General features: G+C 59.2%; 10 protein-coding genes. 5 read left to right on the top strand and 5 right to left on the bottom strand.

What is annotated here, in order from left to right:
• Positions 1 to 45 precede the first annotated feature (45 nt).
• Genes sugE through thiD form a run of 4 tightly spaced genes read right to left on the bottom strand, consistent with a single transcriptional unit; the run spans position 46 to position 3,158 of the window.
• Positions 46 to 384 (bottom strand): quaternary ammonium compound efflux SMR transporter SugE, encoded by a 339-nt coding sequence (sugE, locus tag DARO_RS19915; protein ID WP_011289626.1) that lies wholly within the window; start codon positions 382 to 384, stop codon positions 46 to 48.
• Entirely contained in the window at positions 381 to 1,664 is a 1,284-nt protein-coding gene (gene hemL / locus DARO_RS19910; RefSeq protein ID WP_011289625.1) for a glutamate-1-semialdehyde 2,1-aminomutase, read from the bottom strand. Before hemL ends, sugE begins: the two co-directional genes overlap by 4 nt.
• Positions 1,661 to 2,296 (bottom strand): thiamine phosphate synthase, encoded by a 636-nt coding sequence (gene thiE, locus DARO_RS19905; RefSeq protein WP_011289624.1) that lies wholly within the window; start codon positions 2,294 to 2,296, stop codon positions 1,661 to 1,663. Before thiE ends, hemL begins: the two co-directional genes overlap by 4 nt.
• On the bottom strand, positions 2,283 to 3,158 hold the full coding sequence (gene thiD, locus DARO_RS19900) for a hydroxymethylpyrimidine/phosphomethylpyrimidine kinase (RefSeq protein ID WP_011289623.1): 876 nt from the start codon (positions 3,156 to 3,158) through the stop codon (positions 2,283 to 2,285). The genes thiE and thiD overlap by 14 nt, the downstream gene beginning before the upstream one ends.
• Positions 3,159 to 3,389: 231 nt before the next feature.
• Here thiD and DARO_RS19895 point away from each other — a divergent pair, with 231 nt between their 5' ends.
• From DARO_RS19895 to DARO_RS19875, 5 genes are read left to right on the top strand one after another with little or no spacing between them, the layout of a single operon-like run.
• Positions 3,390 to 3,764, top strand: a complete 375-nt coding sequence (locus DARO_RS19895; RefSeq protein ID WP_049758819.1) for a response regulator — start codon at positions 3,390 to 3,392, stop codon at positions 3,762 to 3,764.
• A 14-nt stretch (positions 3,765 to 3,778) separates the two neighbouring features.
• Positions 3,779 to 4,144 carry a response regulator gene (locus DARO_RS19890; protein WP_011289621.1) on the top strand — a complete coding sequence of 122 codons (366 nt, stop codon included), beginning with the start codon at positions 3,779 to 3,781 and terminating at the stop codon, positions 4,142 to 4,144.
• Positions 4,145 to 4,148: 4 nt separating this feature from the next.
• Positions 4,149 to 4,661 (top strand): chemotaxis protein CheW, encoded by a 513-nt coding sequence (locus DARO_RS19885; RefSeq protein WP_011289620.1) that lies wholly within the window; start codon positions 4,149 to 4,151, stop codon positions 4,659 to 4,661.
• Positions 4,662 to 4,699: 38 nt separating this feature from the next.
• A complete protein-coding gene (locus tag DARO_RS19880; RefSeq protein WP_011289619.1) occupies positions 4,700 to 6,820 on the top strand; it encodes a methyl-accepting chemotaxis protein in 2,121 nt (706 codons plus the stop codon).
• 46 nt (positions 6,821 to 6,866) lie between these two features.
• Complete coding sequence (locus DARO_RS19875; protein ID WP_198134077.1) at positions 6,867 to 12,443, top strand: Hpt domain-containing protein; 5,577 nt, start codon at positions 6,867 to 6,869, stop codon at positions 12,441 to 12,443.
• Here DARO_RS19875 and DARO_RS19870 read toward each other — a convergent pair.
• Positions 12,440 to 13,852, bottom strand: a complete 1,413-nt coding sequence (locus DARO_RS19870) for a cryptochrome/photolyase family protein (protein ID WP_011289617.1) — start codon at positions 13,850 to 13,852, stop codon at positions 12,440 to 12,442. The genes DARO_RS19875 and DARO_RS19870 overlap by 4 nt on opposite strands.
• Positions 13,853 to 13,859: the final 7 nt, after the last annotated feature.

Below are 13,859 nucleotides of genomic sequence, written 5' to 3'. Positions count from 1 at the left end.
TCTTTTTATTAAGGGAATCTTACTGCGCTTTTTCAGCCGGCGAGCTTAATGGGTGTCAGGGGTGACCAGTTTGAGTCCGATGATGCCGGCGACGATCAGACCGATACAGACGAAGCGCAGCACTTCGCGCGATTCGTCGAACAGGTAAATGCCGAGAATGGCCGTGCCAACCGCACCAATGCCCGTCCACACCGCATAGGCGGTGCCCAATGGCAGGGTCTTCAGCGACCAAGCAAGCAGGATGACGCTGGCAGCCATGCCGAGCACCGTCCACACGCTCGGCCACAGCCGGCTGAAGCCCTCGGTATATTTCATGCCGACTGCCCAGCCGACCTCGCAGAGGCCGGCGATGAACAGGATGCTCCAGGCGGCGCCTGCGTTCATTTGAGGCTGGCGAAATAGGCGTCAGCTGCAGCGATCGTGCCGGCGATGTCGGCATCTGAGTGGGCGGCCGAAACAAAGCCCGCCTCGAAGGCCGATGGTGCAAAGTAATGGCCAGCGTCGAGCATGGCGTGGAAGAATCGGTTGAAGGCTTCCTTATCGCAGGCCAGTACTTCGTCGTAGGTGCCGGGGCACTGCTCGGCGAAATAGAGGCCGAACATGCCACCGATGTTCTGGGCACTGAAGGCAACACCGTGCTTTTTCGCCGCTGCGACCAATCCGTCGCACAACGCCTTGGTCTTCGCGGTCAGCGCTTCGTAGAAGCCCGGTGCTTGAATCAATTTCAGTGTTGCCAGCCCGGCCGCTGTGGCAATCGGGTTGCCGGACAGTGTGCCGGCCTGATAGACCGGGCCGAGCGGGGCGATTTTTTCCATGATCTCGCGCTTGCCGCCAAAGGCGCCAAGGGGCATGCCGCCACCAACCACCTTGCCAAAGGTGGACAGGTCAGGGGTGATGCCGAACAGGCCTTGCGCGCTCTTCAGGCCGACACGGAAGCCGGTCATCACTTCGTCAAAAATCAGCACTGAGCCGTTTTTTGTACACAGATCGCGCATGGCATTCAGGAAGGCCTGGGTCGGGGCGATCAGATTCATGTTGCCAACGACCGGCTCGACAATCACCGCGGCGATCTTGTCGCCGTGCTTGGCGAAAGCGTCGGCCAGTTCCTGCGGATCGTTGTAGGTCAGGACCATGGTTGTTTCGGCAGTGCCGGCCGGGACGCCGCTGGATGAAGGATTGCCGAAGGTGAGCAGGCCGGAGCCGGCTTTGACCAGCAATCCGTCGGAGTGGCCGTGATAGCAGCCTTCGAACTTGATCAGCACGTCGCGACCGGTATGGCCACGAGCCAGGCGGATCGCGCTCATCGTCGCTTCGGTGCCCGAGGAAACCAGACGTACCATGTCCATCGACGGCACCAGTTCGCACAGCAGGTCGGCGATGTCGACTTCCTTCTCGGTCGGCGCGCCGAAGGACAGGCCATCGACGACCGCGGCCTGGACGGCGGCGATCACGTCCGGATGGGCGTGGCCGAGGATCATCGGACCCCATGAGCCGACGTAATCGGTGTACCACTTGCCATCAGCATCCTGTACCTTGGCGCCAACACCCTTCTGGAAGAAGCAGGGTGTACCGCCGACCGAGCGGAAGGCGCGGACGGGAGAATTGACACCGCCGGGAATGTGGCGCTGGGCGCGTTCGAACAGTTGCTGGTTGCGTGAGGTCATGAGTGGGCTTCCTCGAAAAGGCGTTGGTAGGCGGCAGCGCGCGCCATGATGTCGGGCGCGCTGAACAAATCGGTAATGACGGCGAGCAGGTCGGCGCCGGCAACGATCAGCGGCGGCGCGTTGTCCAGTGTGATGCCGCCGATGGCACAGGTCGCTGCGGGCAATTCGGCTTTGGCGCGAACAAACAGTTCAGTTGTGGCGTTTGCTGCCTGTGGCTTGGTCGGTGACGGATAGACAGCACCAAAGGCCACGTAGTCAGCACCCGCCCGGCTGGCTGCCTCGGCGGCCGCAAAGTCGGCATAGCAGGAGGCGCCGAGAATCTTGTCTGGACCGAGAATGGCACGGGCGACCACTAGGTTGCCGTCATCCTTGCCAAGGTGCACGCCATCAGCCTGGACCAGTGCGGCCAGCGCCAGATCGTCGTTGATCAGCAGGGTTGCGGCAAAACGGCGGGTCAGTTCGCGCAGCGCCTGGGCGCGGGCAACCTGCTCCGGCATCGTGCTCAGCTTGTCGCGGTATTGCACGACGCGGCAGCCGCCGGCCAGCGCCGCTTCGACATCGGCGAGCAGCCGGGCGCCGTCGGCGCGGTCGGGGGTGATGGCGTAAAGGCCGCGCAACTTATTCGTGGCCATCGGCCGTCGTTTCGGGTGGGTTATCTTCGGCGGCATCATCCGTGTTGCGCGCCCAGAAGAAACGATCCGGAATGAACTGCCCCATGCCGGCGCGAAAGCCGTTTTTCAGCGCCTGCCAGGTGTAATCCTGCGCATCGCGTACGGCATCCTCGATGCTCGCTCCACCAGCAATGCAGCCGGCAATGGCCGAGGCCAGCGTGCAGCCAGAGCCGTGATAACTGCCGGGCAGGCGTTCCCACTCGTCGCGACGAACAACCCCATCGGGGCCGTATAGTGTATTGATGACCTGGGGCGTGTTTTCATGGGTCCCGGTGATCAACACATACTGGGCGCCCATCTCGATCAGGCGCTGGGCGCAGATGTCGATCGAAGGCTCGCTCTCGTCTTCGTCACTTTCTGCCAGTCGCCGGGCTTCGGGCGCATTTGGCGTGAGCAGTGTGGTCTGGGGGAGCAGCATTTCACGGATCGCGGAAATGATCTCTTCACTCGACAGGTCGTCGCCCCGCCCGGAGGCCAGCACTGGGTCAAGAATCAGCGGGATTTCCGGGTAGTCGGAAACGATCTCGGCCACGGCCAGCACATTCTCGACGCTACCCAGGACGCCAATCTTGAAGGCGACGACCGGCATGTCTTCTAGGATCGTTCTGGCTTGCTGCTCAAGCAGCTCGGCAGCCAGAGGGTGGACGCTCTGGACGCCAACGGTATCCTGAACAGTGACGGCGGTCAGGGCGGTCAGTGGATGGCAACCCAAGCTGGCCAGTGTCAGCAGGTCGGCCTGTATGCCGGCGCCGGACGAAGGGTCGCTGGCGGCAAAAACAAGAACCAGTGGCGGGCTGGGTGGGGTGGAGGGGCTGGCGGTCATTGATTTTCGCGCCCTTGGCGGTCGCGAAGGGAATTGGGTAAGATGACCTCGATTTTATCCGAATCTTGTGGCTGCCGAGGCCATCATCGGGATGCTGTGACACTGTGGCTGGTATTGATTTGTGGTGTTATTTCCGTAGTATGATGATGAGCTGATAGCGATAGCGCCTCTCCAGAGGCCGAGGGGACAGGGAAATTGACTGATTTATCCAGACTGCGTGGCGTCAGGGTTATGGTCATCGACGACAGCAACACCATACGGCGCAGCGCCGAGATCTTTCTCGTGCAGGCCGGGTGTCAGGTTGTTCTGGCCGAAGATGGTTTTGACGCACTGGCCAAGATTGCCGATCATCAACCAAGCGTGATCTTCTGCGACATCATGATGCCGCGACTTGATGGTTACCAAACCTGCTCCCTGATCAAGAAAAATCCGCGTTTCAAGGCCACCCCGGTGATCATGCTGTCTTCCAAGGATGGCTTGTTCGATAGGGCGCGGGGACGCATGGTCGGTTCCGATCAGTACCTGACCAAGCCATTTACTAAAGACAGCCTGCTGCAGACCGTTGCCGCCTTTGCATTGCCGGTTGAAACAGAATCCAATTCGTAGTCCAGGAAGAAAAAATGCCCGTCAAGAATATTCTCGTCGTTGATGATTCACCCACCGAACGGTTTTTTACGGTTGATGTGCTGACCAAGGCCGGTTATCAGGTTTCGACCGCTGAAACTGGCGAAGAGGGTATTGCCAAGGCCAAGGCCACCAAGCCGGACTTGATCCTGATGGATGTCGTGATGCCCGGACTGAATGGCTATCAGGCGACGCGTACGCTGACTCGCGATGAAGAAACCAAGGGTATCCCAATCATCGTCTGTACCTCAAAAGGGCAAGAGACCGACAAGATCTGGGGTTTGCGCCAAGGGGCCATCGATTATCTGGTCAAGCCCTTGAATCCGGAAGAGCTGTTGCAACGTATCGCCGCGCTGCCATAGCCAAATGGCCCGGAAAACCAGTCTTCGCGATTTCCAGGAGTACCTGGCATCCCGTTTGAGCCAAGCGGCGCGGGGAAAAGGTTCGGCATCCTGGCTTGGGGTGGAAGCAGGCGGTGAGGCTTGGCTGGTTGATCTTTCCGATGGCGGTGAGATCGTTCAGGCCTCCCAGATGGCGCCTGTCCCGCTGACTCGTCCATGGTTTGTCGGGATATCAAATATCCGCGGCAATCTGCATGCGGTCAGTGATTTTTCATTGTTTCGTGGTGGTCCGCCGATCGTACAGAATGCCAATGCACGCTTACTGTTGATAGGGGCGCGTTACGGTATCAATGCGGCTTTGTTGGTGTCGCGGATGCTGGGCTTGAAGAATCCCGAAGATTTCACCCCCGAGTCGGCTGATGCATCCATGCCTGCGTGGGGGATGCAGCGTTTTGCCGATACGCACGGAAAAATCTGGCACAAACTGTCGGTTCGCGAATTGCTCGCCGATCAGGATTTCATGAATATTGGGGTTTGATAGAGGGCGCTAGCCCCAACCCCTAGTGGAGGATTTCCATGGCTTTCAGCTTCAAGTTTCCGAAAATTGGCGATGCCGGGAAGGCCGTGGCTTCGCCCATGACCGTTTCAGCCGAAGGTGTCCCAACCGCCAAATTGGCATTGCCTGGTTTCCTGGCAGGGAAACCGGTTATCCAGCAGATGAAAATGCTGGGCGGAATTTTCGTTGCCCTGCTGTTGTTGATTGCCGCCCTGGTTTTTCATGACAACCGTGAATCGACACACAATACCGCCTACATTGCGGCATCCGGCGAAATGCGCATGCTCTCTCAGCGGCTGGCCAAGGCTTCGTCGCTGGCTCTCCAGGGTAACGCTGTCGCCTTCGGTCAACTGAAGGAATCTCGCGATACCTTCGCCAGGCTCCTTGAGCAACTGACCAACGGCGGTGAAATTGGCAACGTTAGCGTTCCTGCTTCACCGAGCGATGTTCGCCCTCAGTTGGACACACTCGCCCAGCGCTGGGTTTCGACCGACAAGGACTCGGAAACCGTGATTGGCCAGGAAAAGAACCTGGTTGCATTGGGTAAGAGCGTGGCACTGATCGACAACAATAATGCCACCATGCTTGAGTTGACCGAGCAGATTGCCACGTTGAAATTGCAGTCTGGTGCAGCATCGCGTGAAATTGCTGCGGCTAACCAGTTGGTCATGCTGACGCAGCGGATTGCCAAGAATGCTTCTGCGCTGCTCGTCGGTAATGAAATCAATCCTGAAGTGGCCTTTCTGCTCGGCAAGGATACCAACGCCTTCCGCGACATCCTCGGTGGCTTGACCAAGGGTGGCGCCGATGCGGACACGCGCGCCAAGCTGGACGAACTGGACGGCGCTTTCAAGGAGTATCAGGGCGCTATTGCCAGTATTCTCGGCAACATGCAGCCGCTGGTTCTCTCCAAGCAGGCCGGTTCACGCATTTTCCGCGAGAGTGAGGATCTGCTGAAGGCGACGGACGAGCTGGCACAGGGTTATCAGAGTGCATTGTCTGAGCGTGCGCTCTATATCGTCCTGCTGATTGTGCTGACACTCGTCGCAGTTGCGGTACTGGCGCTGCTGGCCAAAATCTACCTCAACGATACTGAGCGTCGTGCTGAAGCAGCTGAACAGCAGCGGCATGCGGCTGACCAGACCAATCGCGACAATCAGGACGCTATTTTGCGCCTGATGAACGAACTGGGTGACTTGGCTGACGGTGACTTGACCGTAACAGCGACCGTGAGCGAGAACATCACGGGCGCCATCGCCGACTCGATCAACTACACCATTGAAGAACTTCGTGTGCTGGTCGGCCGGATCAACGATGCGGCGAATCGCGTGACGGCTGCGACAGAAATTGCCCGCTTGAACTCGGCACAACTGCTTGACGCTGCCGAGCGGCAATCGACCGAAATTCAGGAAGCGGGTCAGTCAGCGCTGGAAATGGCGCGCTCGATGACCGAAGTGTCCGGCAGTGCAACCCAGTCTGCCCAGGTTGCCCGGCAATCGCTGACAGCAGCTGAGAAGGGTACGCAAGCCGTGCAGGATTCCATCAAGGGTATGAATGAAATTCGTAACCAGATTCAGGAAACCTCGAAGCGGATCAAGCGACTCGGTGAAAGCTCCCAGGAGATCGGTGAAATCGTGGAACTGATTTCCGATATTACCGAACAGACCAACGTTCTGGCCTTGAACGCTGCTATCCAGGCGGCCTCCGCCGGTGATGCAGGCCGCGGCTTCACGGTGGTTGCCGAGGAAGTGCAGCGACTGGCTGAACGTTCCGCCGAAGCTACCAAGCAGATTGCGGCGATTGTGAAGACCATTCAGACCGATACTCAGGATGCTGTTTCGGCTATGGAACAGTCGACCCGAGGCGTGGTTGAAGGGGCCAAACTTTCTGATGCGGCCGGTCAGGCACTGTCCGAAATCGGTCAGGTGTCGCGCGACCTTGCCGAACTGATTCAGGATATTTCGAGTTCGACGCAGAACCAGGCCGATTCGGCTACGCAGGTGGCGCGTCTGATGCAGGACATTCTTCACGTGACAGAACAAACGACGGCCGGCACGCAGCGTACTGCTGAGGCTGTTGACGAACTGACCGCACTGGCTTCCGAACTGAAGGGTTCCGTCGCTGGCTTCAAGGTGGATTGACGGACATCGATCGCGAGAGACTATGAACGCGGCAACTGAATTTGATTTGGGCCCCCTGACCTGGGTCAAGGGCGAGATTGATCTGGCGCTGGAGCGGGCGGAGGAAGCCTTTGGACTTCATGTCTCGGGTGCTGATGACACACAGCTCAAGTTTTGCCGCACCCATGTTCACCAAGTGCATGGTGCATTGGCAATTGTCGGCCTGGACGGCATAACGCAGGTCACCGAGTCGCTGGAGTCGTTGCTCTCGGCCATGGAAGAGGGGCGCCTGGCTTCTGACGATGCCGCCGTCGCGGCCGTGCATCAGGCGCTGGCCGGCATACGCCTCTATCTCGACGAACTGATGGCTGGGGAACCCAATCAGCCGCTCCGTTTGTTGCCTGTCTACCTTGCCTTGGCCAAGGTGCGTGGCTTGCCGACGGCGCGGGCTAGCGATTTGTTTTTCCCTGATCTTTCCTTGCGCCCGCCAAAGCGGGTTGCTGCCAGCAAGCGCTTGGGGCAGGAAGAGCTGCGCCAAGTATTGAAAGCAGAGCGAGGCCTATACCAAAAAGGCTTGCTCCGCTGGCTGACCAAGCCAGCCGAGGCCGAAGCCGGCCGTCAGATGATGCTGGATGCCTTGACGGGTATCGAGGCTACTCAGGAAACTCCGGCGGCCCGTTCATTCTGGTGGACCGCACAGGCTTTTATTGAGGCCTTGAAGGATCCGTCAGTCAGTGCCGATGGCTCGGTCCGTCAAGTGAGTGCCCGCATCGACCTGCAGATTCGCCGCTTGCTAGAGGGCTCGAACAGCCTGGCCGAGCGTCTGATGCGTGAAGCGCTTTATCATGTTGCCCAAGCACCAACCGGGTTGAGCAACGTTGTTTCACAGGTCCAGTCAACCTTCGGTTTGCCATCACAGCTTCCCTCTACCGCCGAGACGGCGACGCTACCGCAGGATGCCGTGCTGCGGCGTCTGCGTGAGGTGCTTGGCAGTGCTGAGGATATTTGGAACAAGGTCTGCGCATCGGGTAGCCCTGCGATGCTGCCTGCCTTCGCCGAACAGGCGCGTAGCGTTGCGGCGCTGACCGAAGAAATTGCAAATACTGACCTGAAGCGCCTCGGCCAGGGGCTGGGGGCAATTGCTAACTGGTTGACCGAAGATCCTGCTCACCACTCCGATACGGTGGCGATGGAGGTGGCAACCGCGATCCTGCTTTTGCAGAACGCCCAGGAGAGCTTCAAGCGTCTGGGAACCGATTTCGCCCAACAGGTCGATCTGATGGTTGCCCGGCTTTATGCTTGCATTGCAGGCCGACCGGCGACCGATGAAGCGCTGCCCTTGCTCGACGAAATGACCCGGCGCGCTCAGGAAAAGCTGCTGATTAGCCAGGTTGCCAGGGAAATCCAGAACAATCTGGCGCAGGTCGAGCAGTCGCTCGATGCCTTCTTCAGGGATCCCTCCGCTGAACACGATCTGGCGCCACTTGATGGTCCGCTGAAACAGATTGCCGGCGCATTGGCCATGCTCGGTCACATGGGGGCTACAGCCAGCGTCAAGGATTGCGGAGAACAAATTCACCGCTTTGCCGAGCCCGGTTCAAGCCATTCACCGGAAGATTTCGAGAAGATTGCCCAGCAGCTGTCTATTCTCGGCTTTTTTGTTGATGCGCTACCCAGTGGTGAGACTGATTTTGAGGCCTTCGTCAGCCGGATTCAGGGTACCAAGACGATTGATGAGGATGAAGAGGAGACTTCCTCGGAAGCCGAACCGGCATCGAGTGTTGAAGCTGAGCTGGCGCAACAGGCACGCGACACCCACGCCCTGGTCGCTGCGCTGAAGGAGGCGCCGGCAGATGAGCGTCTGCAGCAGGAGCTCAAGCAAAATCTTCAAGCGCTAAAACAGGATGCTGATCTCGTTGCGAATCACGAGCTGGGAGAAACTGCCAAGGCGGCACTTGAGGCTTTGAAGACTGGCGATCTGGCCGGTGAAAGCGGCGATGCCGCGCTCGCCGCCCTGATGCCACAGCAACCAGAGGTGACGGCACCGTCGGCTGAAACGCTGCAGCTTGCCGAGTCAACGCATGAAGCAATTGATGCCGAACTGCTGTCCATCTTTCTTGAGGAGGCCAACGAAGTTTTGGTCACGATGAGCGATCAGCAGGCATTGCTCGTTGCTGATCCGCACAACTTGGAAGCATTGACGACGATTCGTCGTTCCACACATACGCTCAAGGGCAGTGGACGCATGGTCGGTTTGAACGACCTGGGCGAAGCCGCGTGGGAGCTTGAGCAGACATTGAATATCTGGTTGCGCCAAGATCAGTGGGCAACGCCGGAACTGATGCAGATGATTCAGGGCGAGCACGCTTTGTTCTCCGCCTGGGTGCATTATCTTGAGTCCGGTGAGGGTGTAGCGCCCGACCCTTCTGCCCTGGTCGCGCTGGCCGGCCGCTTGCGTGGTCTGGAGCCGCCTCCCGTCGCCGTGGCGCCGCTAGAGGTTGAACCGGAGGTCGCTGAGCAAATTCAATTGCCGGAGCCGGAGCCGGAGCCGGAGGCTGAAGCTGAAGCTGAAGCCGAGATCAGCGTGTTCGAGGCGGAGCAGTTTGTTGCGCCTGAGCCGACTGTTGCCGAAGAGTTACCCGTGGTCATCGAGTTCGAAGCTGTTCCAGAAGCAGAGCACACTTCGCTGACCCCGGCGACTGAGCCGGAACCCGAAGCCGGCCTGCTCGAAGTGGAGCAGTTCGATGCTACCGAGTTGCCTGTTGTCGAGGAGTTGCCTGAGGTCATAGAACTCGTGGCGGTTCCGGAAGAGGAAGCGCTTCCGCTGCAACTCGAACCAGCGGCTGAAGTCGTGTCGCCAAGCATGCCTTCGATGGTGACGGCCTCGCCGACCTTGTACGATATTTTCCGCGATGAAGCGCGTGGTTATCTGCAGACCTTGGTCGACAGCTACGCGGTGCTCGATGCCAATCCGTCCGGGCCGACGACTTTCGAAATGACTCGTGCTGCCCATACATTGGGCGGTATTGCAGCAACTGTGGGCCTGATGCCTCTGCATCGACTGGCCCTCGCCCTTGAGCACGCCTTGTTGCGCCGGGATGGTTCAGCTCATCCGGAGAGCATCGAGGGGCTGGAAACCGTGCGGCAGAGCATCATTACCCTCGAAGGGATGTTCGATGCATTGGCCCAGCAGCGTGCTCCGGACGAACAGCAGCAACTGATTTCGGCGCTGGATGACATTTTCCACCCTGCCCCCGTTGAGGAGTCGCTGCCGCCGACAAGCGCCGAGATTATTCAACTGCCGGGTACGCAGAGTACGGTTGCCGAGATCGAGCCGGAACCTTCCGCACAGGTGCCCGTTCCGGCCTTGCCGCAACTGACTGATGAATTCGACGAACAGCTACTGCCCATCTTCCTCGAAGAGGCGGTTGATCTGACGCGTGACCTGATGGCGCAACTGCGTACCTGGCGTGGAGACCCGGCTGGTACCGCAGCGCCAAAGGCGATTGCCCGTTTGATGCATACCTTCAAAGGTAGTGCGCGGATGGCGGGGGCGATGAATCTCGGTGAAGTGACGCACATGCTCGAAGCGCGGGTCGAAGAGGCCATGCGGGCAGGGCAGGCGACACCGGCATTCATTGATGAAATTGAAACCGGATGCGATACGCTGGTGCAGGCGGTTGAACGCCTGCGTGCCGGGCCACAGGAGCCTGAGGTTACGGAAGTTCCCGCGGTTGAGGGCGAAACGGCGACGCCTGTTGTCGTACAGCCACTTCATGTCGAAGCGGAGCCAGAAACCGATGTCAGCGGGCAACGCGCCACGCTGCGTGTTCGTGCCGACCTGATTGATCGATTGGTTAATGAGGCGGGTGAGTTGTCCATTGCCCGGACCCGGATCGAAGGAGAAATGCGCAGTCTGAAAGGCTCGCTGCTCGAATTGACGGAAAACGTCATTCGTCTTCGTCGCCAGTTGCGCGACATCGAGATTCAGGCAGAGTCTCAGATTCAGGCTCGTGTGGCCAACACTCCGGAAAGTGATGCCGATTTCGATCCGCTGGAGCTTGACCGTTTCACCCGCTTCCAGGAACTGACGCGCTTCATGGCCGAGTCGGTCAATGACGTGGCGACGGTTCAGCAAAACCTCTTGAAGAATCTTGATGACGCCAACGCGGCGATTCTGGCGCAGTCACGCCTGAATCGCAGCCTGCAGCAAGAGCTGATGGGCGTGCGCATGCTGCCGTTTGCCAGCCAGACCGAGCGTCTTTATCGTATTGTCCGGCAGACCGCCAAGGAGACCGGTAAGCGAGCCAATCTCGATATCATCGGTGGCCAGGTCGATATCGACCGTTCGGTGCTCGACAAGATGCTGGCGCCGATCGAGCACATGCTGCGCAATGCCGTGACCCACGGTATCGAAAATCGCGATCAGCGCCTTGCTGCCGGCAAGCAGGAAGCGGGAGAAATCGTCGTCAAGATTGCCCAGGAAGGCAATGAAATCATTCTGTCCATGTCCGATGACGGTAAAGGGCTGGATACGACCCGTATCCGCACCCGTGCCGAGGCCATGGGGCTGCTCCAGCCAGGGCAAGATGCCGACGAAGCAACGCTGTATGACTTCATCTTCCAGCCGGGCTTTTCGACGGCGACCGAACTGACCCAGTTGGCTGGCCGCGGTGTCGGCATGGACGTTGTGAAGACGGAAGTGGCCGAACTCGGCGGGCGCATCGAAATTTTGTCGCAGCCCGGCCACGGCACGACCTTCCGTCTCTACCTGCCATTGACCCTAGCCGTGACGCAAACCTTGTTGATCCGGGCTGGCAGCCATCTCTACGCTGTGCCTTCAACGATGATCGAACAGGTCATGGAAATGAAGGAAAAGGCGCTGGCGGTTTACCGCGAGCAAGGCGAAGTAACGTGGCAAGGCAATCGTTATCCCTTCCAGTACCTGCCGCATTTGCTGGGTGATACGCAGGCGGTGCCAGAGTTGCATCGCCAATATTGGGTGCTATTGCTGCGTTCCGGTTCGCAACGGGTAGCGATTCTGGTCGATGAACTCAAGGGTAACCAGGAAGTTGTCGTCAAGAATATCGGTGTGCAGCTGGCGCGGGTCGTCGGTATTGCCGGCGCTACCGTGCTTGGCGATGGCAAGGTCGTGCTGATCCTGAATCCGGTGGCGCTGGCCAGCCGGGTCCCGGTAAGCGGTGCGCCGGCTGTCGTGGCGGCCGTACCGGCGGCACCGGAGCCGGTCGCAACGGCGGTTGAAATGCTGCCGACGGTGATGGTGGTCGACGATTCGCTGACGGTGCGCAAGATCACGAGCCGTTTGCTGATGCGCGAAGGCTATCAGGTCATCCTGGCCAAGGATGGTGTCGATGCGCTGGAGCAACTGATCGACGTGATGCCGGATGTGATCCTGTCCGACATCGAAATGCCCCGCATGGATGGTTTCGATCTGGTGCGCAATATTCGCGCCGAGGAGCGTCTGCGCTCGGTGCCGATCATCATGATCACCTCGCGGACGGCCGACAAACATCGCAACTACGCACTGGAAATCGGTGCCAACCATTACCTTGGCAAGCCGTACGACGAAGTTGAGTTGCTCAGTCTGATCGACGGTTATGCCAAGGCGAGACGGGCGCATTAGGCCTGCTTCTTGACGACTGCGTAGCGGGCCAGGGTTTCATCCCTGGCCGTTGCGTGATCGACGATCGGCGACGGGTAGTCGCGTCCGATCACCACCCCGAGTGCTTCCTGTTCGATGCGCCCCATTTTCCACGGGGCATGGATGTATTTATCGTGTACCTTGGCCAGTTCCGGCACATAACGGCGGATGAATTTGCCCTCCGCATCGAACTTTTCCGACTGCGTGACCGGGTTGAAAATCCGAAAATAGGGCTGGGCATCGCAGCCGCTCGATGAGGCCCACTGCCAGCCGCCGTTGTTGGCAGACAGATCGAAGTCGTTGAGTTGCTCGGCAAAGTATTTTTCGCCGAGCCGCCAGTCGATGCCGAGATCCTTGGTCAGGAAGGAGGCGACGACCATGCGGAGCCGATTGTGCATCCAGCCGCTGAAATTGAGTTGGCGCATGGCCGCATCGACTAGCGGGTAGCCGGTGCAACCTTCGCACCAGGCTGCAAAGGCTTCAGGACGGCTTGCCCATTGAATTGCATCGTATTCCGGCTTGAAGGCGTGTCCGGCGACGTGGGGAAAATGGTCGAGGATCATGAAATAGAAGTCGCGCCAGATCAACTCGCTGAGCCAGGTGTCAGCCTGATGTGCCAATGCCTGCCTGACCAGTTGGCGGATCGAGATGGTCCCGAAGCGTAGATGGACGGACAGGTAGGAGACGCCCTTGACGGCAGGAAAGTCGCGCAGGCTGCCATAGCGCTCGATGCGGTCCCGGGAGAAATCGTCCCACAGCCCTTTGGCGCCTGACATGCCCGGCTGGATGCCGAGTTCGGCCAAGTCGGTCGGAGTAAAGCCAATCTCTTCCAGCGTTGGAATGCCTGCCAGTTCCTGGCCGGCCAATCGCCCATCACAGGGCCAGGCAGCGTAATCAGCGGTGGTCAGGCGTTTTAGCCAGGCATTCTTGTAGGGGGTAAAAACAGAAAAGGCTTTTCCCGCCTGGGTTAATACTTCGTCGCCATCGAAAATGGCCTGATCCTTGACACCGTGAAAGGCAATGTCGTCGTTCCGAAGTTGCCGGGCAACCTGGGCATCGCGGCGTTTCGCCGAGGGTTCGTAATCCCGGTTGGTGAAGACGGCAGATACGCCAAGCCGCCTGGCGAGAGCAGGAATCTCGTCGACGGCCTGGCCGTGCCGAATGATCAGCCCGCCACCCCTGGCTCGCAAGGCGGCATCCAGTTCGACCAGCGATTCGCGGATGAAGTGCACCCGGCGATCATGGCGTGTTGGCAGCGGATCGAGAATTTCGCTATCGAAGACAAAGGCGCAATACACCTGCTGCGCCTCGGCGAGGGCCGCGCTCAGGGCGGCGTGGTCATGGTCGCGCAAGTCGCGGCGGAACCAGACCAAGGCTTTTTCTTTTTTCATGGTTGGT

It is taken from the genome of Dechloromonas aromatica RCB, assembly GCF_000012425.1.
This window is presented reverse-complemented; position numbering and strand designations above follow the sequence as displayed.